21 protein-coding genes are annotated in these 20546 nt (G+C 63.3%); 10 read left to right on the top strand and 11 right to left on the bottom strand.

Annotation, left to right across the window (positions count from 1 at the left end; genetic code table 11):
* Positions 1 to 83: 83 nt before the first annotated feature.
* The 4 genes from trmB to QMX89_RS21125 form a co-directional block, all read right to left on the bottom strand.
* Positions 84 to 806 carry a tRNA (guanosine(46)-N7)-methyltransferase TrmB gene (trmB, locus tag QMX89_RS21140; RefSeq protein ID WP_049861689.1) on the bottom strand — a complete coding sequence of 241 codons (723 nt, stop codon included), beginning with the start codon at positions 804 to 806 and terminating at the stop codon, positions 84 to 86.
* Positions 807 to 815: 9 nt separating this feature from the next.
* Positions 816 to 1610: a thiazole synthase gene (locus tag QMX89_RS21135; RefSeq protein WP_282349740.1), complete on the bottom strand. Its 795-nt coding sequence runs from the start codon at positions 1608 to 1610 to the stop codon at positions 816 to 818.
* A 54-nt stretch (positions 1611 to 1664) separates the two neighbouring features.
* Complete coding sequence (thiS, locus tag QMX89_RS21130; protein WP_049861744.1) at positions 1665 to 1865, bottom strand: sulfur carrier protein ThiS; 201 nt, start codon at positions 1863 to 1865, stop codon at positions 1665 to 1667.
* 85 nt (positions 1866 to 1950) lie between these two features.
* Positions 1951 to 2322: a DUF423 domain-containing protein gene (locus QMX89_RS21125; protein WP_049861688.1), complete on the bottom strand. Its 372-nt coding sequence runs from the start codon at positions 2320 to 2322 to the stop codon at positions 1951 to 1953.
* A gap of 46 nt (positions 2323 to 2368) precedes the next feature.
* On the opposite strand from QMX89_RS21125, the gene mtgA reads away from it, so the two are divergent.
* On the top strand, positions 2369 to 3124 hold the full coding sequence (gene mtgA / locus QMX89_RS21120; protein WP_282349739.1) for a monofunctional biosynthetic peptidoglycan transglycosylase: 756 nt from the start codon (positions 2369 to 2371) through the stop codon (positions 3122 to 3124).
* A gap of 79 nt (positions 3125 to 3203) precedes the next feature.
* Here the strand turns inward: mtgA and rpoH are convergent, their stop codons facing one another.
* The 4 genes from rpoH to ftsY form a co-directional block, all read right to left on the bottom strand.
* A complete protein-coding gene (gene rpoH / locus QMX89_RS21115; protein WP_043191535.1) occupies positions 3204 to 4058 on the bottom strand; it encodes an RNA polymerase sigma factor RpoH in 855 nt (284 codons plus the stop codon).
* 165 nt (positions 4059 to 4223) lie between these two features.
* Positions 4224 to 5255: a permease-like cell division protein FtsX gene (gene ftsX / locus QMX89_RS21110; protein ID WP_049861686.1), complete on the bottom strand. Its 1032-nt coding sequence runs from the start codon at positions 5253 to 5255 to the stop codon at positions 4224 to 4226.
* A complete protein-coding gene (gene ftsE / locus QMX89_RS21105) occupies positions 5252 to 5923 on the bottom strand; it encodes a cell division ATP-binding protein FtsE (protein WP_043191541.1) in 672 nt (223 codons plus the stop codon). Before ftsE ends, ftsX begins: the two co-directional genes overlap by 4 nt.
* Positions 5920 to 7383 carry a signal recognition particle-docking protein FtsY gene (ftsY, locus tag QMX89_RS21100; RefSeq protein WP_282349738.1) on the bottom strand — a complete coding sequence of 488 codons (1464 nt, stop codon included), beginning with the start codon at positions 7381 to 7383 and terminating at the stop codon, positions 5920 to 5922. Before ftsY ends, ftsE begins: the two co-directional genes overlap by 4 nt.
* 231 nt (positions 7384 to 7614) lie before the next feature.
* Here ftsY and QMX89_RS21095 point away from each other — a divergent pair, with 231 nt between their 5' ends.
* From QMX89_RS21095 to QMX89_RS21080, 4 genes are read left to right on the top strand one after another with little or no spacing between them, the layout of a single operon-like run.
* On the top strand, positions 7615 to 8970 hold the full coding sequence (locus tag QMX89_RS21095; protein ID WP_282349737.1) for a pitrilysin family protein: 1356 nt from the start codon (positions 7615 to 7617) through the stop codon (positions 8968 to 8970).
* Entirely contained in the window at positions 8963 to 10438 is a 1476-nt protein-coding gene (locus tag QMX89_RS21090) for a pitrilysin family protein (protein ID WP_282349736.1), read from the top strand. Before QMX89_RS21095 ends, QMX89_RS21090 begins: the two co-directional genes overlap by 8 nt.
* Positions 10438 to 11025 carry a 16S rRNA (guanine(966)-N(2))-methyltransferase RsmD gene (gene rsmD / locus QMX89_RS21085; protein WP_049861682.1) on the top strand — a complete coding sequence of 196 codons (588 nt, stop codon included), beginning with the start codon at positions 10438 to 10440 and terminating at the stop codon, positions 11023 to 11025. Before QMX89_RS21090 ends, rsmD begins: the two co-directional genes overlap by 1 nt.
* Before the next feature lie 21 nt (positions 11026 to 11046).
* Entirely contained in the window at positions 11047 to 12081 is a 1035-nt protein-coding gene (locus QMX89_RS21080; protein WP_282349735.1) for a hydrolase, read from the top strand.
* On the opposite strand, the gene QMX89_RS21075 is transcribed toward QMX89_RS21080, so the two are convergent.
* The gene (locus QMX89_RS21075; RefSeq protein WP_282349734.1) at positions 12044 to 12898 is read right to left on the bottom strand and encodes a sulfurtransferase; all 855 of its coding nucleotides are present in this window, start codon (positions 12896 to 12898) and stop codon (positions 12044 to 12046) included. The genes QMX89_RS21080 and QMX89_RS21075 overlap by 38 nt on opposite strands.
* A 269-nt stretch (positions 12899 to 13167) precedes the next feature.
* Here QMX89_RS21075 and coaD point away from each other — a divergent pair, with 269 nt between their 5' ends.
* The gene (gene coaD / locus QMX89_RS21070) at positions 13168 to 13650 is read left to right on the top strand and encodes a pantetheine-phosphate adenylyltransferase (protein WP_049861679.1); all 483 of its coding nucleotides are present in this window, start codon (positions 13168 to 13170) and stop codon (positions 13648 to 13650) included.
* A 101-nt stretch (positions 13651 to 13751) separates the two neighbouring features.
* Positions 13752 to 14003: a YfhL family 4Fe-4S dicluster ferredoxin gene (locus QMX89_RS21065; RefSeq protein ID WP_049861678.1), complete on the top strand. Its 252-nt coding sequence runs from the start codon at positions 13752 to 13754 to the stop codon at positions 14001 to 14003.
* A 21-nt stretch (positions 14004 to 14024) separates the two neighbouring features.
* On the opposite strand, the gene QMX89_RS21060 is transcribed toward QMX89_RS21065, so the two are convergent.
* Positions 14025 to 14372 (bottom strand): hypothetical protein, encoded by a 348-nt coding sequence (locus QMX89_RS21060; protein WP_049861677.1) that lies wholly within the window; start codon positions 14370 to 14372, stop codon positions 14025 to 14027.
* A gap of 153 nt (positions 14373 to 14525) precedes the next feature.
* The gene (gene mutM, locus QMX89_RS21055; RefSeq protein ID WP_282349731.1) at positions 14526 to 15338 is read right to left on the bottom strand and encodes a bifunctional DNA-formamidopyrimidine glycosylase/DNA-(apurinic or apyrimidinic site) lyase; all 813 of its coding nucleotides are present in this window, start codon (positions 15336 to 15338) and stop codon (positions 14526 to 14528) included.
* 187 nt (positions 15339 to 15525) lie between these two features.
* Between mutM and QMX89_RS21050 the strand changes: the two genes are divergently transcribed.
* The 3 genes from QMX89_RS21050 to QMX89_RS21040 all read left to right on the top strand — a co-directional run bounded on the left by QMX89_RS21050 (position 15526) and on the right by QMX89_RS21040 (position 20470).
* Entirely contained in the window at positions 15526 to 16722 is a 1197-nt protein-coding gene (locus QMX89_RS21050) for a class I SAM-dependent rRNA methyltransferase (protein ID WP_049861675.1), read from the top strand.
* A 309-nt stretch (positions 16723 to 17031) separates the two neighbouring features.
* A complete protein-coding gene (ilvD, locus tag QMX89_RS21045; protein ID WP_282349729.1) occupies positions 17032 to 18873 on the top strand; it encodes a dihydroxy-acid dehydratase in 1842 nt (613 codons plus the stop codon).
* A 205-nt stretch (positions 18874 to 19078) separates the two neighbouring features.
* Positions 19079 to 20470, top strand: a complete 1392-nt coding sequence (locus tag QMX89_RS21040; RefSeq protein WP_049861673.1) for an L-cystine transporter — start codon at positions 19079 to 19081, stop codon at positions 20468 to 20470.
* Positions 20471 to 20546 lie beyond the last annotated feature (76 nt).

Here is a 20546-nt window from a genome sequence, read left to right as displayed (position 1 = left end):
GGCAGAGCCCGCTCCCACAATAAGCGGGTATTGTGGGAGCGGGCTCTGCCCGCGAAGAGGCCCGCCAGACCACTACATAACCCTCAGTCAACCCTCTCGAACTTCAAATCCCAAACCCCATGCCCGAGCCGCTCGCCGCGGCGTTCGAACTTGGTGACCGGCCGCTCGGCCGGACGCGGTACGCAGCCACCGTCGGCCGCCTGGTTGCGGTAACCGGGCGCCACGTTCATGACTTCCAGCATGTACTCGGCATAGGGCTCCCAATCGGTCGCCATGTGCAGCACACCCCCCACCTTGAGCTTGCTGCGGACCAGCTCGGCGAATGCCGGCTGGACGATGCGCCGCTTGTGGTGGCGGGCCTTGTGCCAAGGATCCGGGAAAAACAGCAGCAGGCGATCCAGGCTGTTGTCGGCCACACACTGCTTGAGCACTTCGATGGCATCGCAGTCGTAGACCCGCAGGTTTTTCAGACCTTGAGTCAGCACGCCGTTGAGCAGTGCGCCAACGCCGGGACGGTGCACCTCTACGCCGATGAAATCCAGTTCCGGCGAGGCCGCTGCCATCTCCAGCAGCGAATGGCCCATGCCGAAACCGATTTCCAGGGTGCGCGGGGCACTGCGACCGAACACCTGGTCGAAGTCCGTCGGTGCGTCGGTCAGCGGCAGCACGAACAACGGCTTGCCTTGGTCAAGGCCGCGTTGCTGGCCTTCGGTCATGCGCCCAGCGCGCATCACGAAGCTCTTGATAGCGCGGTGCTGGCGCGGTTCGCCTTCGTCGGCCGTTGGCGTTTCTTGCGAGTCAGTCATCGGGGGCTCTTACTTGATCAGACCATCCAGCGGCGAAGAGGCGCTGGCATAGAGTTTTTTCGGCATGCGACCGGCCAGATAGGCCATGCGCCCGGCAATGATGGCGTGCTTCATGGCCGCGCCCATCATGATCGGATCCTGCGCGTGGGCGATGGCCGAGTTCATCAGCACGGCCTCACAGCCCAGTTCCATGGCAATGGTGGCATCGGACGCAGTACCCACGCCGGCATCCACCAGCACGGGCACCTTGGCTTCTTCCAGAATGATCTGCAGGTTGTATGGATTGCAGATGCCCAGGCCCGTGCCGATCAGGCCAGCCAGCGGCATGACCGCGATGCAGCCGATCTCGGCCAGTTGGCGGGCAATGATCGGATCGTCGCTGGTGTAGACCATCACATCGAAACCGTCCTTGACCAGCACTTCGGCGGCCTTGAGGGTTTCGATCACATTGGGGAACAGCGTCTTCTGGTCGGCCAGGACTTCCAGCTTGACCAGGTTGTGACCGTCGAGCAGCTCGCGGGCCAGGCGGCAGGTGCGCACCGCTTCCACGGCGTCATAGCAGCCAGCGGTGTTGGGCAGAATGGTGTAGCGATCCGGCGGCAGCACGTCGAGCAGGTTCGGCTCGCCAGGGTTCTGGCCGATATTGGTGCGGCGCACGGCAACCGTGACGATCTCGGCACTCGAAGCCTCGATGGCCAGGCGGGTCTGCTCGAGGTCGCGGTACTTGCCGGTGCCGACCAGAAGGCGCGACTCGAAGGTGCGACCGGCCAGGGTGAATGGCTTGTCAATGCGAGCATTGCTCATCGGAATTCCTCTGCTGAGGTAAAGATACGGACGTGGAAGGTGCTGGCGACTCGATCAGCCGCCGCCGATGGCGTGAACCACCTCGATCTGGTCACCTTCGCCCAGTACGGTGTCACCGTGCTGGCTGCGCGGGACGATGTCCTGGTTCAGCTCGACGGCGACGCGGCGCCCGACCAGTTCGAGGCGGGCAAGCAGCCCGGCAACGGTTTCGCCGTCGGGAAGTTCGAAAGGGTCGCCGTTCAATTGAATGCGCATGCGGTCGGCAGCCATCATTTTTTGGGGGTCGTTATTCTAGCCCGATCGCCGAGGATTCCCAAGGCCAAGCCGACCACGCGCGCGATCAACCCAGGCGCCAGGCCATCAGGCCCAGGCACAGCCACCCGGCCAGCAGGGCCAGACCGCCGAACGGGGTGACGATACCCAGCTTGCTGAAGCCGGTCAGGGTCAACAGGTAGAGGCTGCCCGAGAACAGGACGATGCCCAGACAGAACAGCGCGCCTGCCCACCCTACCAGACGCCCTGGCACATGGACGCTGAGCAGCGCGACGCCGAACAATGCCAGGGTGTGGATAAGTTGGTAGCTGACGCCAGTCTGGAAAATGGCCAGGTAATCGGCGCTCAGCCGGTTCTTCAACCCGTGTGCGGCAAACGCGCCGAGCGCCACACCGGTGAAGCCGAAGAACGCGGCCAGCATCATGAACGTACGCAGCATTCAGGTTTGTCCTCATAAAGCCGTGTTGCATCGCAGGGTCTGTATAATGGCCCCCTCACCCGGCCAGGCCAAGCCCTTCATGCTGCAATCCCTTTTCCGTCGTCTGTGCAAGGCACTGCTCTGGTTTGTCGCCGCAAGCGTGGCTCTGGTGGTGATCTTTCGCTTCATCCCGCCGCCGGGCACCATGCTCATGGTCGAACGCAAGATCGAATCCTGGGCCGACGGCCAGCCAATCGATCTGCAGCGAGACTGGCAATCCTGGGCGAACATTTCCGACGATTTGAAGGTAGCGGTCATCGCCGGTGAAGATCAACGCTTTGCCGAGCACTGGGGGTTCGATATCGCCGCCATCCGCGCAGCCTTCGCCCATAACGAGGAAGGCGGTTCATTGCGAGGCGCCAGCACCCTGAGCCAGCAAGTGGCGAAGAACGTATTCCTCTGGTCGGGGCGCAGTTGGCTGCGCAAGGGCCTGGAAGCCTGGTTCACCGGATTGATCGAAATCTTCTGGTCCAAGCAGCGCATCCTCGAGGTCTACCTCAACAGCGCCGAATGGGACGACGGTGTGTTCGGCGCTCAAGCAGCGGCGCGCCATCATTTCGGCGTTGATGCGGCTCAGCTGTCCCGGCAGCAAGCCAGCCTGCTCGCCGCCGTACTGCCCAATCCGCGCAACTGGAGCGCCAGTCGGCCCAGCCCCTATGTGAGCCGTCGCGCTGGCTGGATTCGTCAGCAGATGGGCCAGTTGGGCGGCCATGACTACCTCCTGCGCCTTGACCAGCCACGCCCCGCACCCTGGGCCGATTAGGCCGCGATCACGCCCTGCCAGACAACAAAAAGCCCCGAACCAGTCGGGGCTTTTGCATGCAGCGCGTCAACGGCTCACATCAGGCAGCGATGGAGACCTTCAGCTTGTTCATCGCGCTTTTTTCCAACTGACGAATACGCTCGGCCGACACGTTGTACTTCTCGGCCAACTCGTGCAGCGTCGCCTTTTCCTCGGCAAGCCAGCGCTGGTAGAGAATGTCGCGGCTGCGATCGTCCAGCACCTGCAGAGCTTCGTGCAGGTTGGTATTTGAGTTGTCGCTCCAGTCGGCGTCTTCGAGCTGACGCGCCGGATCGTAGCGATGATCTTCCAGGTAGTTGGCTGGCGATTGGAACGCGCTGTCGTCGTCGGCTTCGGCAGCCGGATCGAAGGCCATGTCATGGCCGGTCAGACGGCTTTCCATTTCGCGTACTTCACGCGGCTCCACGCCCAGGCTTTCGGCCACACGGTGGACTTCTTCGTTGTTCAGCCAGGCCAGACGCTTCTTCTGGCTGCGCAGGTTGAAGAACAGCTTGCGCTGGGCCTTGGTGGTCGCCACTTTGACGATACGCCAGTTGCGCAGGATGAACTCGTGGATTTCAGCCTTGATCCAGTGCACGGCGAACGACACCAGGCGCACACCCATTTCAGGGTTGAAACGCTTCACGGCCTTCATCAGGCCGACGTTGCCTTCCTGGATAAGGTCGGCTTGAGCCAGGCCGTAGCCCGAATAGCTGCGCGCGATATGCACGACGAAACGCAGGTGAGCGAGCACCATCTGCCGAGCCGCTCCAAGATCCTGCTCATAGTAGAGACTCTCGGCCAGTTCACGCTCCTGCTCGGGCGTCAGCAAGGGAATGCTGTTCACCGTATGCACGTAGGCTTCCAGGTTTGCACCCGGGACCAGCGCATAAGCAGGTTGCAAAGAAGTGGTCATACGAAAAAACCTCCGACTCACATGACTCGTGCCCGTAGGCACTGCGAAAAATAGACCGGGAACCAGTTGACAAGTTCCCTATGACGCTTTAACGGTCCATGACAATAAAGTTAACTCAACTACACACTCGAAGAGCCTACATAGGTACTGCACAGATACTGCGGGCTAACGCGGCGCCAGTTCGCGCAGGTGCCGCCAGACCGCAATCCATGCACCGATATACCCTAACAATACCGCGCCTAGCAAGAGCGACAATCCGTCTGCCACAGGCACACCGCCCAGCGCGAAGTCACTGCCGTACAAGCCGGACAATCCAGTGACCGCATCGTTGAGCCAATCCAGGCCGAAGGCCAGGATGCCCCAGGCGAAAATGCCTGCACCGAAGCCGTACAGCGCACCCATGTACAGAAACGGCCGACGCACATAGCTGTCCGTGCCGCCTACCAATTTGATGACCTCGATTTCGATGCGGCGGTTCTCGATATGCAGACGAATGGTGTTGCCGATCACCAGCAACAACGCTGAAACCAGCAGCAGGGTCAGACCGAAGACGAATCGATCACCCAGCTTCAGAATGGCTGCAAGCCGCTCCACCCATACCAGATCAAGCTGCGCCTGCTGCACCTTCGGCAACTCGGCGAGCTGCTGGCGCAGGCTCTCCAACGCAGCCTTGTCGATCTCCAGAGGCGTCACTACCACCACGCCGGGCAGCGGGTTTTCAGGCAGCTCCTTGAGCGCCTCGCCCAGCCCGGACTGCTGCTGGAACTCACTCAGCGCCTGCTCGCGGCTGACGAACTCGGCCTGGGCCACGCCCGACAGCCCCTTGATCTGCGTCACCAACGCCTGGCCTTCCCGCTCGCCGGCGTCGAGGTCCAGGTACAGCGAAATCTGCGCCGCACGCTGCCAGGAACCGCCCAGACGCTCGACGTTCTTGAGCAGCAGGGACAACCCCATGGGCAAACTCAGGGCCACCGCCATGACCAGGCAGGTAAAGAAACTGCCGATCGGCTGCTTGCCCAGACGGCGCAGGCTGTCGGTCCAACTGGCCCGATGGCTTTCGATCCAGGCGCGCAGCAGGCTGCTGAAATCCGGCCCGTCATCGTCGTCATTGCGACGTTTCTTCGGCTTCTGCGGTTGGGGCTCGCCTCCCTTGGGCGCTACCCGGTCCGCGACCTTGGGACTGCGTGTCGCACTCATTGTCCTGCCTCTCCGTCACCGATCAGACGCCCACGCTGCAAAGTCAGCATGCGATGACGCATGCGCGCGATCAGCGCCAGATCGTGGCTGGCAATCAAGACGCTGGTGCCAAGCCGGTTGATGTCTTCGAAGACCCCCATGATCTCGGCCGCCAGACGCGGATCGAGGTTGCCGGTAGGTTCATCGGCGAGCAGCAAGGCTGGCTGATGGACGATGGCGCGGGCAATGCCCACACGCTGTTGCTGGCCCGTGGACAAGTCGCCGGGGTACAGCTCGGCCTTGTCCGCCAGCGCCACACGCTCCAGCGCCGAATCGACCTTCTTGGCGATTTCCGGCTTGCTCAGGCCAAGGATCTGCAGCGGCAGGGCGATGTTGTTGAACACCGTGCGATCGAACAATAACTGGTGATTCTGAAACACCACGCCGATCTGCCGACGCAGGAACGGAATCTGCGCGTTGGTGATCTGGCCCAGGTCCTGGCCGGCCAGCAGCAGCTTGCCGCTGGTGGGTCGCTCCATCGCCAGCAACAGACGCAGCAGGGTACTTTTGCCCGCGCCGGAATGACCGGTAACGAACAGGAATTCGCCACGCCGGACCCGAAAGCTCAGTTCATGCAGACCGACATGGCCATTGGGATAGCGCTTGGCAACCTGTTCGAATCGAATCATGAAGGCTCCCGCTCGGCGAACAATGCCTGGACGAAGGGTTCTGCCTCGAAGGTGCGCAGGTCGTCGATACCTTCGCCCACGCCGATGTAGCGGATGGGCAAACCGAACTGCTTGGCCAGGGCAAAGATCACCCCGCCCTTGGCGGTACCGTCGAGCTTGGTCAGGGCCAGGCCGGTCAGGGCCACCGTCTGATTGAACTGCTTGGCCTGGTTGATCGCGTTCTGCCCGGTGCCGGCATCGAGCACCAGCAGCACTTCGTGCGGCGCCTGTTCGTCGAGCTTGCCCATCACCCGGCGGACTTTCTTCAGCTCTTCCATCAGGTTGTCTTTGGTGTGCAGACGGCCGGCGGTGTCGGCGATCAACACGTCGATGCCGCGCGACTTGGCAGCCTGCACGGCATCGAAGATGACCGACGCCGAATCGGCGCCGGTGTGCTGGGCGATGACCGGGATCTTGTTGCGCTCGCCCCACACCTGCAGTTGCTCCACAGCCGCAGCACGGAACGTGTCGCCCGCCGCCAGCATGACCTTCTTGCCTTCGAGCTGCAGCTTCTTGGCCAGCTTGCCGATGGTGGTGGTCTTGCCGGCGCCGTTGACGCCCACCACCAGAATCACGAACGGCTGGTGCTCGGCCTTGATCACCAGCGGTTGCTCGACCGGACGCAACAGTGCCGTCAGCTCACCTTGCAGCGCCTTGTACAAGGCGGCGGCATCGGTGAGTTCCTTGCGCGCGACCTTGCGGGTCAGGCTCTGGATGATCACCGAAGTGGCTTCAACGCCCACGTCGGCGGTCAGCAGTCGGGTTTCCAGCTCTTCGAGCAGATCGTCATCGATGATCTTGCTGCCCAGAAACAGGCTGGCCATGCCTTCGCCGAGGCTGGCGCTGGTCTTGGCCAGTCCTTGCTTGAGACGCGCGAAGAAGCCGGTCCTGGCCTGCCCTGCAGGTTGCGAGGCAACGACAGCAGGGGGCGATGCTTCGATAACGGGCGGCACGATGGTTGCCACAGGCGCTGGAATGGGAGCTGGAGCAGGTGCCGGGGCTGGTGCGCTGGGCGCTGCAGGAGCAGGTGGCGGAACAGGAGCGGTAACCGGCTCTGCCGCGGCTGGGACCGACACTTCCGGCCGTGGGGCGATGGCCGGCGGTGTCTGCGGCGCATCGTCCTCGACCAGCGCCACCGGTTCCTCGGGCACCGGCAGCACCAACCCGTGCGCAACGGGCTGCTCGGTTGGCGTCGGTACGGGCTCAGGTTCGGCTTCGGTCTTGGGCGGCAGCACCAGCTCCGGGGCGAGCGCCACGGCGGCTTGCGCAGCCGTCTCGGCTTCGGTCCGCAGCTCCTGGGCCTCGGGGGTCGGTGGCGGTTCGGCGACAGGTGTCTGCGGCTTCTTGCGCAGCCATCCGAACAGGCCTTTCTTTTCACCGGCCGGGGCCGGGGTCTTTTTGTCGTCGTTGGAACCAAACATGGAAGACGGCTATCTCAAGGTAGCGACACGCCAGGCGGCTTGTCGGAAAAATTCGAAGACGCAACACAGACTGCTTTTACGCCGGCTCGTTCACGCGCAACATTTTGTCGAGTTGCCCGGGCAGGTTCATGCCAACCAGGCATGGCCCCCAGCGAACCGGATCAGTATCCTAGCACCTCCTCGCCCGTAGACGCTAAGGCCAAGCGGGTAGCTCTCAAGGTTCTGAATCCCATGAATGTCCTCGCCCGCCGCGCTGCAGGCCTGCTGCTCTGCACGCTCAGCCTGCCCTTGGCAGCTTTTGCCGCCGATACACAGCCCACGCACGAATTCACCCTGGACAACGGCCTCAAGGTCATCGTGCGCGAGGACCACCGCGCCCCGGTGGTGGTGTCCCAGATCTGGTACAAGGTCGGTTCCAGCTACGAAACGCCGGGCCAGACCGGCCTGTCCCACGCGCTCGAACACATGATGTTCAAGGGCACCGACAAACTGGGCCCAGGTGAAGGTTCGCGCATCCTGCGCGACCTCGGCGCCGAGGAAAACGCCTTCACCAGCGATGACTACACCGCCTATTACGAAGTGCTGGCCAAGGACCGCCTGGCCGTGGCGTTCGACCTCGAAGCCGACCGCATGGCCAGCCTGAGCCTGCCCGCCGAAGAATTCGCGCGTGAAATCGAAGTCATCAAGGAAGAACGCCGCCTGCGCACCGACGACAAGCCCAGCGCCAAGGCCTACGAGATGTTCAAGGCCATGGCCTTTCCCGCCAGTGGCTACCACACGCCCACCATCGGCTGGATGGCTGACCTCGATCGCATGAAGGTCGAAGAGCTGCGCCACTGGTACCAGGCCTGGTACGTGCCCAACAACGCCACTCTGGTGGTGGTGGGCGACGTCCAGCCTGACGAGGTGAAGGCGCTGGCTCAACGTTTCTTCGGCAACATCGCCAGCCGTGCCACGCCACCGGCGAAGATCCCGCTGGAACTGGCCACCCCTGGCCAGCGCCTTGCCACATTGCATGTGCGCACCCAACTGCCGAGCCTGATGTACGGTTTCAACGTTCCGGCCCTGGCCACTGCCGACAAGCCGCGTGATGTCCAGGCCTTGCGGTTGATCTCGGCATTGCTCGACGGTGGCTACAGTGCACGCATGGCGACACGCCTGGAGCGCGGCCAGGAGCTGATTTCCAGCGGCGGCGCCCAGTACGACCCTTTCACCCGCGGCGACAGCCTGTTCTTCATTTCCGCAACCGCCAACGCGCAGAAGAAAAAGACCCTGGCCGATGTCGAGAAAGGCATCTGGAAGCTGCTCGATGAGCTCAAGACCACGCCGCCCTCGGCCGAGGAGCTCGAGCGCGTGCGGGCCCAGGTCATCGCCGATCTGGTCTACAGCCGCGACTCCATCAGCAGCCAGGCCACCACCATCGGCATGCTGGAAACCGTGGGGCTGTCGTGGAAGCTGATGGACAGCGAACTCGAAGATCTCAAGAGCGTGACGCCGCAGGACATCCAGAGCGCCGCCCGTACCTATTTCACCCGCGATCGCCTGAGCATCGCCCACGTTCTGCCCGAGGAAGCCGCTCATGAGTGAGCCCATCACCCCCCGTCGCCTCCTGGCTGGCTCGACCCTTCTGGTGCTGGCCGGCTGGCTCGTGACTTTCGGAGCCCAGGCCGCAGACACTGCCAGCGCCAGCCAACCCGCGCGCGGCCTGCAATCGGTGAGCGCGTTGGGCAACACCGCCCCCAGCCATCGCCGCCTGGACATCCAGAACTGGACAACCGCCGAAGGCGCCAAGGTCCTGTTCGTCGAAGCTCACGAATTGCCGATGTTCGATCTGCGCCTGACTTTCGCCGCCGGTAGCAGTCAGGATCAGAACCACCCTGGCATCGCTCTGCTGACCAACGCCATGCTCAACGAAGGTGTGGCCGGCAAGGACGTCAACGCCATCGCCCAAGGCTTCGAGGGCCTGGGCGCGGACTTCTCCAACGGTGCCTATCGCGACATGGCCGTGGCCTCGTTGCGCAGCCTCAGCGACACCGACAAGCGCACCCCGGCCCTCAAGCTGTTCGCCGAAGTCGTTGGCAAGCCGACCTTCCCGGCCGATGCGCTGGCTCGCATCAAGAACCAACTGCTCGCCGGCTTCGAGTTCCAGAAGCAGAACCCCGCCAAGCTGGCCAGCAACGAGCTGTCCACACGCCTGTATGGCAGCCACCCGTATGCACACCCCAGCGAAGGCGACGCCAAGAGCCTGCCCGGCCTGAGCATCGAACAGATGCGTGCCTTCCATAAGCGTGCCTATGCTGCCGGCAATGCGGTCATCGCCATCGTCGGCGACCTGTCGCGAAACGAAGCCGAGCAGATCGCCGCACAAATCTCCAGCGCCCTGCCCAAGGGCCCTGCCCTGGCCAAGCCGGCACAGCCAGCCGTGCCCGCGGCTGGCGTGACCCACATCGACTTTCCGTCCAAGCAGACGCAGATGTTCATTGCGCAGCTGGGCATCGATCGCAAGGATCCGGATTTCGCCGCGCTGTCCATGGGCAACCAGATCCTTGGGGGTGGCGCGTTCGGTACGCGGCTGATGAGCGAAGTCCGGGAGAAACGCGGCCTGACCTACGGGGTCTACTCGGCTTTCACCCCGATGCAGGTCCGTGGACCGTTCATGATCAACTTGCAGACCCGCGCCGAACTCGGCGATGGCACCCTGAAGCTGGTGCAGGACATCCTGCGCGACTACCTCAAGACCGGCCCTACTCAGGAAGAACTGGACAACGCCAAGCGTGAACAGGCCGGCAGCTTCCCGCTGTCCAATGCCAGCAATGCGAGCATCGTTGCGCAGCTAGGTGCCACCGGGTTCTATGACATGCCGCTGACCTGGATGGAAGACTTCCTGCAGCAGTCACAGGCGCTGACCGTGGAGCAGGTGAAAACCGCGATGAACAAACACCTGGATGCCGATAAACTGGTGATCGTCACGGCTGGCCCCAAGGTTGCGCAGCAACCCTTGCCGGCCCCCACGGACAAACCCTCCGAGCGACCGCTCGGCGTACCGGAGCATTGATGGCCAGCGTCAAACCCAAGCAACCCCATGGTGGCCAAGGTCACCTGCGCATCATCGGTGGCCAGTGGCGCAGCCGCAAGCTGGGCTTCCCGGAAGCACCCGGCCTGCGCCCAACGCCTGATCGGGTACGCGAAACGCTGTTCAACTGGCTGGCAGCGCACATCGAAGGTGCCAAGGTGCTGGATGCCTTCACCGGCAGTGGTGCCCTGTACCTCGAAGCGCTGTCCCGTGGCGCCAGCATGGCATTGGCGCTGGATGCCAATGCCACCGCCATTTCCAGCCTTCGGCACAATCTGGACCTGCTTGGTTGCGCCACGGGCCAGTTGCTGCAAAGCGATGCGTTGAAGTACCTGGAAACCCAGACTCCGAGCGCATTCGATCTGGTGTTCCTCGACCCACCCTTCCACCAGAACCTGCTGCCGGCGACCTGCACGCTGCTGGAAGAAAAAGGCTGGCTGGCAGAGCGCGCCTGGATCTACACCGAGAGCGAGACACCGCCCTCAGCGTTGCAGATGCCGGCTACCTGGCGCTTGCACCGCGAGAAGAAAGCCGGGCAGGTCTACTACTCTCTGTGGCAGCGTGGCTGACACCGGCTTGTCAGGGCATTCATGTTGAACGCAGCGCATCCTCGCTTTCGCCCAGCCCTCGGGCTGGGCAACCCACACCTGCAGACGTTGTGGGGTCCCTTGTGGCGCAAGCAGCCAGCGTTGCCGCGCGAGCGCGAGCGTCTGTGGCTGGCAGACGGTGATTTCGTCGACCTCGACTGGCACGGCCCCCACACACCCCACGCCCCGTTGGTGGTGGTACTGCACGGTCTGACTGGATCATCCAACTCGCCCTACGTCGCCGGCCTGCAAAGGCAATTGGGCAAGTACGGGTGTGCAAGCGTGGCGGTCAACTGGCGCGGCTGCTCCGGCGAGCCCAACCTGCTCGCGCAAAGCTACCATTCGGGCGCCAGCGAAGACCTTCAGCACGTACTCGATCACCTGGGCGCACAGAGGCCCCAGGCGCCGCTGTTCGCCGTAGGCTACTCACTGGGCGGCAACATTCTGCTCAAGCACCTGGGCGAAAGCGGGCCGAACAGCCCGTTGCAGGCCGCCGTGGCGGTCTCTGTGCCGTTTCGCCTGGATCAGTGCGCCGACCGCATGACCCAAGGTTTCTCCAAGGTGTACCAGGCCCATTTCATGCGCGCCATGCTCGCCTACCTGACCGACAAGCGCAGTCGCTTCCAGCAGGAAGGCCATCACGAAGGGCTGGCGGCGCTGGAGGCGCTTGGGTCACTGCAGGGCATCAAGACCTTCTGGGACTTCGATGGCCAGGTCACGGCGCCGCTGCACGGTTTCAAGGATGCACAGGACTACTATCGACGCTCTTCGAGTCGGTACTACCTGGGTGGCATTGCAAAACCCACGTTGATCATCCAGGCGCAGGACGATCCGTTCGTGTTCCCCCACAGCCTGCCGACCGCCGACGAGATGTCGCCGTGCATAGAATTCGAACTGCATGCACGGGGTGGACATGTCGGTTTCGTCGATGGCAGTCTGCGACAACCCGGCTATTACCTGGAGCGGCGCATACCACAATGGCTGAATCAGTGGATCGAGTTCATGAGCCCTTCTGCACAGGTCGCTGCGGATCGGTGATCCAGTCGCTCCAGGAGCCTGCATACAGTGTCGCCAACGGGTAACCGGCCAGGGCCATGGCGAACAGGTTGTGGCAGGCGGTGACGCCGGAACCGCAATAAGCCACCGCCTGTTCCGCGGTCCGGCCCTGCAATTGGGCGGCGAAGCGCTCACGCAATTGCGCTGCCGGCAGGAAGCGGCCATCGGGCCCCAGGTTTTCGGTGAAGGCCGCACACTGCGCACCGGGGATATGCCCGGCGACAGGATCGATGGGCTCCACCTCGCCCAGAAATCTGGGCAACGCGCGTGCATCCAGCAAGGTCAACTGTGGATCTTCCAGGCGTGCCTGCAGATCGGTCGCATCGACCACCCGTGCGCCATCCGGTGTGCCGACAAAATCGCCGGGCTCAGTGGGCGCAGCATCCAGGCTCAAGGGCAGCCCGGCGGCGTGCCAGGCGGCCAGCCCACCATCGAGCAGAAAGACGCCATCGCGCTTGCCCAGCCAGGTCAGCAGCCACCACGCCCGCGCCGCATAGGCGCCGGGCCCGTCGTCATAGACGACGACTTTGCTGTCTGCATCGATGCCCCAGCGCTGCAACCGTTCCTGCAAGTGTGCAGGTTCGGGCAACGGATGACGCCCGGTCACGCCCTTGATCACCGGCGCACTGAGGTCGCGGCCCAGGTCGGCGAAATGGGCACCGGCGATATGGCCTTCGGCATAGCTGCGCTGGCCATAGTCGGCGTCTTCGAGGCTGTAGCGGCAGTCCAGCAGGACCCATTCGGGGGAGTCGAGGTGTTCGGCGAGTGCTTGCGGGCTGATCAGTTGCGCGAGGGGCATGAAGGACTCCAGCGGTGAATGAATGATGGACTTGCCCTTCGCTGGAACAGCTCAGACAGCATCCATCGCGGCATGATTCACTGTAGCAGCAGGCACGTCGGCGCACGCGGCACACCTGGCCTGCCCGTCATCCTACCGCGGACGCGCGCGTACCGCGACAGCGTGCCACAGGCGATCACCCTTGCATTGCGCCCACGATGCAGGCTTGGCCGACCTCTCCGGCTGCGATACCATCGCACTCCCCAACCGATTCCCGCCAGGACGCCGTGATGAACCGAGTGTTGTACCCAGGTACCTTCGACCCGATCACCAAGGGTCACGGTGATCTGGTCGAACGCGCTTCGCGCCTGTTCGATCACGTGATCATCGCGGTCGCCGCGAGCCCCAAGAAGAATCCGTTGTTCGCCCTCGAACAACGCGTGGAGTTGGCGCGCGAAGTGACACGGCACTTGCCGAACGTCGAAGTCGTCGGTTTCTCGACCCTGCTCGCGCACTTCGCCAAGGAGCAGAACGCCAACGTGCTGCTGCGTGGCCTGCGAGCGGTGTCCGATTTCGAATACGAGTTCCAGCTGGCCAACATGAACCGACAATTGGCGCCGGACGTGGAAAGCCTGTTCCTCACGCCTTCGGAACGTTATTCCTTCATTTCTTCGACGCTGGTGCGAGAAATCGCCGCGCTGGGCGGAGACATCACCAAGTTCGTTCACCCGGCCGTGGCCGAGGCCTTGACCCAGCGCTTCAGCAAGAAGTAGGCATCCGGTGCTGCGCCCGCGTGCACTGCGGGCGCTAATGCGGCACAATTGCGGCCATTGGTTTTCACATGCCTGGGCCGCAGTCTCGGGCCGGAGTTTTCATGTCCCTGATCATCACCGACGATTGCATCAATTGCGACGTCTGCGAACCCGAGTGCCCGAACGCTGCCATTTCCCAGGGGGAGGAGATCTACGTGATCGATCCCAACCTGTGTACCCAGTGCGTGGGCCACTACGACGAGCCACAGTGTCAGCAGGTCTGCCCGGTGGATTGCATTCCACTGGACGAAGCGCACCCTGAATCCCAGGAACAGCTGATGGCCAAGTACCGCCAGATCACTGGCAAGCACTGAGTTCCCATGCCAATGCCTGGCTTAATTGCCGGCGTTGTTATAGCCGCTCTGCGTGCAGCCCAGACAACGCACGAACGCTGCCTTGCCTGGATCCACCACCAGGGCCTTGCCGCTGGCCCCGACGTTGCCACCGGCTGCGGTGAACGGTAAAGAGATCACGAAAAGACCTGCGCCCACGATGGTGGCGGCGACCAGCAACGGCCGTGCGATCAGCAGGTCGCCGATCATGGCGTAGGCCGGAGGATTCTGGATCTGGTAGGTCGGGTCACCGCTGCTTGCGCTCATGCTCGAGTCGGCAGCGATGGCCGGCACGGCGTGCAGGCCGAAACTGACGATCAGCGCCAGCGACAGGGTTCGAAACAGGTTCATGGCACAATCCTTCTGCTCACGTGGGCGACTGCGATTTGCGATGCGGTAACTATATCAGTTGCTCGGGATTGTGCAGGACAGGGGCGAGCCGCTTCTTGAAGAGCCGAAGGCTTGGCTATCCCTGCCCCTCTCGACACCGTCCGTGCAGCACCGTCATTTCTGGCAACGCGGGCAATACACGCTGGCACGTTGGCCCAGCTTGACCTCGCGCAGGGTGGTACCGCAGATCTTGCACAGCTGCCCACCGCGACCATAGACGAACAACTCCTGCTGGAAGTAGCCCGGCTGGCCATCCCCGCCGATGAAATCACGCAACGTGGTGCCGCCGCGCTCGATCGCATAGGTCAGGATGCGTTTGATCTCGACCGCCAGGCGCAGGTAGCGGGCACGGGATATGCCCCCTGCCGCGCGGCGCGGATCGATACCGGCGGCGAACAGCGCTTCGGTCGCGTAGATATTGCCCACACCCACCACCACGGCGTTATCCATGATGAACGGCTTGACCGCCATGCTGCGCCCACGCGACAGCTGGAACAGCCTTTCGCCGTCGAACAGCTCGGTCAACGGCTCGGGGCCCAGGCGCAGGAGCAGTTCGTGGTTGAGCGGATCCTGGCTCCAGAGCATGGCGCCGAAGCGCCGGGGATCGGTATAGCGCAAGGCCATGCCCGACTCCAGCTCGATATCGACGTGCTCGTGCTTGAGCGCCGGCAAGCCGGCTTCGACCAGACGCAGATTGCCCGACATCCCCAAATGGCTGATCAAGGTACCCACTTCGGCGTTGATCAGCAGGTACTTGGCCCGCCGCTCGACCGCCACGATCCGTTGCCCGGACAGGCGCGCATCCAGGTCTTCGGGAATCGGCCAGCGCAAGCGTCGATCGCGCACGATGACGCGGCTCACACGCTGCCCTTCCAGGTGCGGGGCGATGCCGCGACGGGTGGTTTCTACTTCGGGTAATTCAGGCATGGGGCTCCTGACGGGAAACGCGGATCGATAGGCAAGCATGCCCCAGGCTCGACGCCTCGGACAGCGCGGATTCTAACCGCTGCGGCCCCTAGCGCCCACCGTGCGCGGCGGGTCATTTGTCGAATCCTCCATTCGAGGCCGGGACCAAAGGGGTATACTCCCGCTCTTTTTTACCCGGAGCGACTTCATGTCCCTGCCCAGCCTTCGCCTCAAAGCCAACGCCGACCGCCGCCTGCGCGCCGGCCACCTGTGGGTCTACAGCAACGAGATCGACGTGGCCGCGACCCCGCTGAACGGTTTCCAGGCGGGCGACCAGGCCATTCTCGAAGCGGCCGGCGGCAAGCCTCTGGGCATCGTCGCACTGAGCCCGAACAACCTGATCTGCGCCCGCCTGCTGTCGCGCGACGTCAAGCTGAGCCTGGACAAGTCGTTGCTGGTGCATCGCCTAAACGTCTGCCTGTCGTTGCGCGAGCGGCTGTTCGACAAGCCGTTCTATCGCCTGGTGTACGGTGATTCCGACCTGCTGCCGGGCCTGGTCGTGGATCGCTTCGGCGACATTCTGGTGGTGCAGCTCGCTTCGGCCACCATGGAACGCTACAAGGCCGATGTCATGGCCGCGCTGATCCAGGTGATCAAGCCCAGCGGTATCCTGTTCAAGAACGATTCCGCCGCCCGCGATGCCGAAGGCCTGGAGCGCTACGTGGAAAGCGCGTTCGGCGTGGTCCCGGAGTGGGTCGCTCTGGAAGAGAACGGCGTGAAGTTCGAAGCCCCCGTGATGGAAGGCCAGAAGACCGGCTGGTTCTACGACCACCGCATGAACCGCGCGCGCCTGGCGCCGTACGTCAAGGGCAAGCGCGTGCTCGACCTGTTCAGCTACATCGGCGGTTGGGGCGTGCAGGCCGGCGCATTCGGCGCCAGCGAAGTGTTCTGCGTCGACGCTTCGGGCTTCGCCCTCGATGGCGTCGAGCGCAATGCCGCGCTCAATGGCTTCGCCGAGAAAGTCACCTGCGTGGAAGGTGACGTGTTCGAGGCCTTGAAAGAACTCAAGGCCGCCGAAGAGCGCTTCGACGTGATCGTCGCCGACCCACCTGCGTTCATCAAGCGCAAGAAGGACCTGAAGAACGGCGAAGGCGCCTACCGCCGCCTCAACGAGCAAGCCATGCGCCTGCTCAGCAAGGACGGCATCCTGGTCAGCGCTTCGTGCTCCATGCACCTGCCCGAGGACGACCTGCAGAACATCCTGCTGACCAGCGCCCGCCACCTGGACCGCAACATCCAACTGCTGGAACGCGGCGGCCAGGGCCCGGACCATCCGGTGCATCCAGCGATTCCGGAAACGCGGTACATCAAGAGCATTACGTGCCGGTTGTTGCCCAACAGCTGATGCAACGGCGCTTTTGACGCGGCTCCCGCCGCTGCTACAGGGGCTTTGTAGCAGCGGTGCGAGCCGCGTCAGGCATCACTGGCGATTACTTGCCCTGCCCCACGTTCCATCCTTCCCCCATGGGTGTAGAATCGCCCTACTCTTCGCCAATCATCCCCCGGCGGGTTTATGAGCTCGGCCGTACGCGTGGCGATCCCGCAGCGTTACCGGCCTCATCCGCAAGCACGGCAACACACCGACCGAGCGTGCCGCGGACCAGGAAAAGCTCACTCCCTCACTGAAACCCGATTAGCCGCCCGGAGTCGTTCCATGCCTGACTATCGCTCGAAAACATCCACCCACGGCCGCAACATGGCCGGTGCCCGCGCGCTCTGGCGTGCCACTGGCATGAAGGATGACGATTTCAAGAAGCCGATCATCGCCATCGCCAACTCGTTCACCCAGTTCGTGCCGGGCCATGTGCACCTCAAGGACCTGGGTCAGCTGGTTGCACGCGAGATCGAGCGCGCGGGTGGCGTGGCCAAGGAATTCAACACGATTGCGGTGGACGACGGCATCGCCATGGGCCACGACGGGATGCTGTATTCCCTGCCCAGCCGCGAGATCATCGCCGACTCGGTCGAGTACATGGTCAACGCCCACTGCGCCGACGCCATCGTGTGCATCTCCAACTGCGACAAGATCACCCCGGGCATGCTGATGGCTGCCTTGCGCCTGAACGTGCCGGTGATCTTCGTTTCCGGCGGGCCGATGGAAGCCGGCAAGACCAAACTGGCCAGCCATGGCCTGGACCTGGTCGACGCCATGGTGATCGCCGCCGACGCCACCGCCTCGGATGAAAAGGTCGCCGAGTACGAGCGCAGCGCCTGCCCTACCTGTGGTTCGTGCTCGGGCATGTTCACCGCCAACTCGATGAACTGCCTGACCGAAGCCCTGGGCCTGGCCCTGCCGGGCAACGGTTCCACACTGGCGACCCACAGCGACCGCGAGCAGCTGTTCCTGCAGGCCGGCCGTACCATCGTCGAGTTGTGCAAACGCTACTACGGCGAGAACGACGAATCGGTGCTGCCGCGCAACATCGCCAACTTCAAGGCGTTCGAAAACGCCATGATGCTGGACATCGCCATGGGCGGTTCGACCAACACCATCCTGCACCTGCTGGCCGCAGCCCAGGAAGCCGAGATTGATTTCGACTTGCGCGACATCGATCGTCTGTCGCGCAGCGTGCCGCAGCTGTGCAAGGTGGCGCCGAACATCCAGAAATACCACATGGAAGACGTGCACCGTGCCGGTGGCATCTTCAGCATCCTCGGTTCGCTGGCCCGTGGCGGCCTGCTGCACACCGACCTGCCGACCGTGCACAGCCGCAGCATGGCCGAAGCCATCGCCAAGTGGGACATCACCCAGACCTCCGACGAAGCGGTGCATCACTTCTTCAAGGCGGGCCCGGCGGGCATTCCGACACAAACCGCATTCAGCCAGTCCACGCGCTGGGACACGCTGGACGACGACCGCGAGAACGGCTGCATCCGCAGCTTCGAACATGCCTACTCCCAGGAGGGCGGCCTGGCCGTGCTCTACGGCAACATCGCGCTGGACGGTTGCGTGGTGAAAACCGCCGGTGTGGATGAGTCGATCCATGTGTTCGAAGGCAATGCCAAGATCTTCGAAAGCCAGGACAGCGCGGTGCGCGGCATCCTTGCCGACGAAGTGAAGGCCGGTGATATCGTGATCATTCGCTACGAAGGTCCCAAGGGTGGCCCGGGCATGCAGGAGATGCTGTATCCCACCTCCTACCTGAAATCCAAGGGCCTGGGCAAAGCCTGCGCATTGCTGACCGACGGCCGTTTCTCGGGCGGTACCTCGGGCCTGTCCATCGGTCACGCTTCGCCTGAGGCAGCCGCCGGTGGGGCCATCGGTCTGGTGCAGGACGGCGACAAGGTGCTGATCGACATCCCCAATCGCTCGATCAACCTGCTGGTGGACGATGCCGAGTTGGCAGCCCGTCGTGCCGAGCAGGACAAGAAGGGCTGGAAGCCGGTCGAAGTGCGTCCACGCAAGGTGACCACCGCGCTCAAGGCCTACGCCCTACTGGCCACCAGCGCTGACAAAGGTGCCGTGCGCAACAAGGCGATGCTCGACGGGCTGTAAGCACACGCCGTTTCATGGCTATGGGTGGGTCTTCACAGCGCTAGTGTGAAGATCCACTCCAGGCCTTGGAAATGTGCCTGGCGCTTATTCCAAAAATACCTAAGCATCTTCCATTCCGGTATTAATCGGCTTTCGATTCAAGGTGTTAGCATCCGCGATTGACCAGCGCCCGCAGAGGTGCGGTCCTTCATTTTCCGGAGCTGACATGAACCTGCCCCTCTTGTTGAATCTGCTGATCTTCGCAGCGCTGCTGCTGGGCCTGGCACAAACCCGTCGCACCGATTGGAGCCTGGCCAAGAAGGTCCTGCTGGGCCTGGGACTGGGCGTGCTGTTCGGTATCGGCCTGCACACCGTCTACGGCGCCGGGCACCCCGTGCTCAAGAGCACCATCGGCTGGCTGGAACTGGTCGGCAACGGCTATGTGCAGTTGCTGCAGATGATCGTCATGCCGTTGATTTTCGCGTCCATCCTCAGCGCCGTGGCGCGTCTGCACAACGCATCCTCGCTGGGCAAGATCAGCTTCCTGACCATCGGCACGCTGCTGTTCACCACCGCCATCGCCGCGCTGATCGGCATCGGCCTGACCAACCTGTTCGGCCTGACCGCCGAAGGCCTGGTGGCCGGGACTCAGGAAGCTGCGCGTCTGGCCACGATCCAGAGCGATTACGCGGGCAAGGTCGCCGACCTCAACGTGCCGCAACTGTTGCTGTCGTTCATTCCCCAGAACCCTTTCGCCGACCTGGCGCGAGCCAAGCCTACCTCGATCATCAGCGTGGTGATCTTCGCTGCGTTCCTCGGGATGGCGGCACTGCAACTGCTCAAGGACGATGCGGACAAGGGCACGAAAGTGCTCGGCGCGATCGACGTGCTGCAAGCCTGGGTGATGCGCCTGGTGCGCCTGGTGATGAAGCTGACGCCCTATGGTGTGCTGGCCCTGATGGCGAAGGTGGTGGCCAGCTCCAACGTGCAGGACATCGTCAAGCTGGGCAGTTTCGTGGTGGTGTCGTACATCGGTCTGGCGCTGATGTTCGCAGTGCACGGGCTGCTGCTGAGCCTGGCTGGGGTCAACCCGCTGCGGTTTTTCCGCAAGGTGTGGCCGGTGCTGACCTTCGCCTTCACCAGCCGCTCCAGTGCGGCAACCATTCCACTGAGCATCGAAGCGCAGACCCGGCGTCTGGGCGTGCCTCAGGCCATTGCCAGCTTCGCGGCATCGTTCGGCGCGACGATCGGCCAGAACGGTTGCGCCGGTCTTTATCCGGCCATGCTGGCGGTGATGGTCGCGCCCACGGTTGGGATCAATCCACTGGATCCGCTGTGGATCGCCACGTTGGTGGGTATCGTCACCCTGAGTTCGGCCGGTGTGGCCGGGGTCGGCGGCGGCGCAACGTTCGCAGCGTTGATCGTGCTGCCGGCCATGGGCTTGCCGGTCACCCTGGTGGCGCTGTTGATTTCAGTCGAACCGTTGATCGACATGGGCCGCACCGCCCTGAACGTGAGCGGTTCGATGGCGGCGGGCACCATCACCAGCCAGGTGATGGGTCAGACCGACAAGGCGCTGCTGGCGGCCGATGAGCACAAGGAGCTGGCCTCGGCCTAACCAGTGTTGCCTGTTCGCGGGTGCCTTCTGGTAAAGGCAGCGCGAACAGGCAACCCGATCACCTGCGCTCCCACAC

The sequence above is a fragment of the Pseudomonas sp. PS01301 genome (assembly GCF_029960215.1).
In the GTDB taxonomy this organism is placed as follows: domain Bacteria; phylum Pseudomonadota; class Gammaproteobacteria; order Pseudomonadales; family Pseudomonadaceae; genus Aquipseudomonas; species Aquipseudomonas coleopterorum.
Note: the sequence above shows the minus strand (reverse complement) of the source record. Positions and strands in the feature narration are given on the sequence as shown.

Bases quoted from the DNA above. Each gene is read 5' to 3' on its own strand.
- trmB (WP_049861689.1), bottom strand. From the start codon at position 806: ATGACTGACTCGCAAGAAACGCCAACGGCCGACGAAGGCGAACCGCGC.
- QMX89_RS21135 (WP_282349740.1), bottom strand. From the start codon at position 1,610: ATGAGCAATGCTCGCATTGACAAGCCATTCACCCTGGCCGGTCGCACC.
- thiS (WP_049861744.1), bottom strand. From the start codon at position 1,865: ATGCGCATTCAATTGAACGGCGACCCTTTCGAACTTCCCGACGGCGAA.
- QMX89_RS21125 (WP_049861688.1), bottom strand. From the start codon at position 2,322: ATGCTGCGTACGTTCATGATGCTGGCCGCGTTCTTCGGCTTCACCGGT.
- mtgA (WP_282349739.1), top strand. From the start codon at position 2,369: ATGGCCCCCTCACCCGGCCAGGCCAAGCCCTTCATGCTGCAATCCCTT.
- rpoH (WP_043191535.1), bottom strand. From the start codon at position 4,058: ATGACCACTTCTTTGCAACCTGCTTATGCGCTGGTCCCGGGTGCAAAC.
- ftsX (WP_049861686.1), bottom strand. From the start codon at position 5,255: ATGAGTGCGACACGCAGTCCCAAGGTCGCGGACCGGGTAGCGCCCAAG.
- ftsE (WP_043191541.1), bottom strand. From the start codon at position 5,923: ATGATTCGATTCGAACAGGTTGCCAAGCGCTATCCCAATGGCCATGTC.
- ftsY (WP_282349738.1), bottom strand. From the start codon at position 7,383: ATGTTTGGTTCCAACGACGACAAAAAGACCCCGGCCCCGGCCGGTGAA.
- QMX89_RS21095 (WP_282349737.1), top strand. From the start codon at position 7,615: ATGAATGTCCTCGCCCGCCGCGCTGCAGGCCTGCTGCTCTGCACGCTC.
- QMX89_RS21090 (WP_282349736.1), top strand. From the start codon at position 8,963: ATGAGTGAGCCCATCACCCCCCGTCGCCTCCTGGCTGGCTCGACCCTT.
- rsmD (WP_049861682.1), top strand. From the start codon at position 10,438: ATGGCCAGCGTCAAACCCAAGCAACCCCATGGTGGCCAAGGTCACCTG.
- QMX89_RS21080 (WP_282349735.1), top strand. From the start codon at position 11,047: ATGTTGAACGCAGCGCATCCTCGCTTTCGCCCAGCCCTCGGGCTGGGC.
- QMX89_RS21075 (WP_282349734.1), bottom strand. From the start codon at position 12,898: ATGCCCCTCGCGCAACTGATCAGCCCGCAAGCACTCGCCGAACACCTC.
- coaD (WP_049861679.1), top strand. From the start codon at position 13,168: ATGAACCGAGTGTTGTACCCAGGTACCTTCGACCCGATCACCAAGGGT.
- QMX89_RS21065 (WP_049861678.1), top strand. From the start codon at position 13,752: ATGTCCCTGATCATCACCGACGATTGCATCAATTGCGACGTCTGCGAA.
- QMX89_RS21060 (WP_049861677.1), bottom strand. From the start codon at position 14,372: ATGAACCTGTTTCGAACCCTGTCGCTGGCGCTGATCGTCAGTTTCGGC.
- mutM (WP_282349731.1), bottom strand. From the start codon at position 15,338: ATGCCTGAATTACCCGAAGTAGAAACCACCCGTCGCGGCATCGCCCCG.
- QMX89_RS21050 (WP_049861675.1), top strand. From the start codon at position 15,526: ATGTCCCTGCCCAGCCTTCGCCTCAAAGCCAACGCCGACCGCCGCCTG.
- ilvD (WP_282349729.1), top strand. From the start codon at position 17,032: ATGCCTGACTATCGCTCGAAAACATCCACCCACGGCCGCAACATGGCC.
- QMX89_RS21040 (WP_049861673.1), top strand. From the start codon at position 19,079: ATGAACCTGCCCCTCTTGTTGAATCTGCTGATCTTCGCAGCGCTGCTG.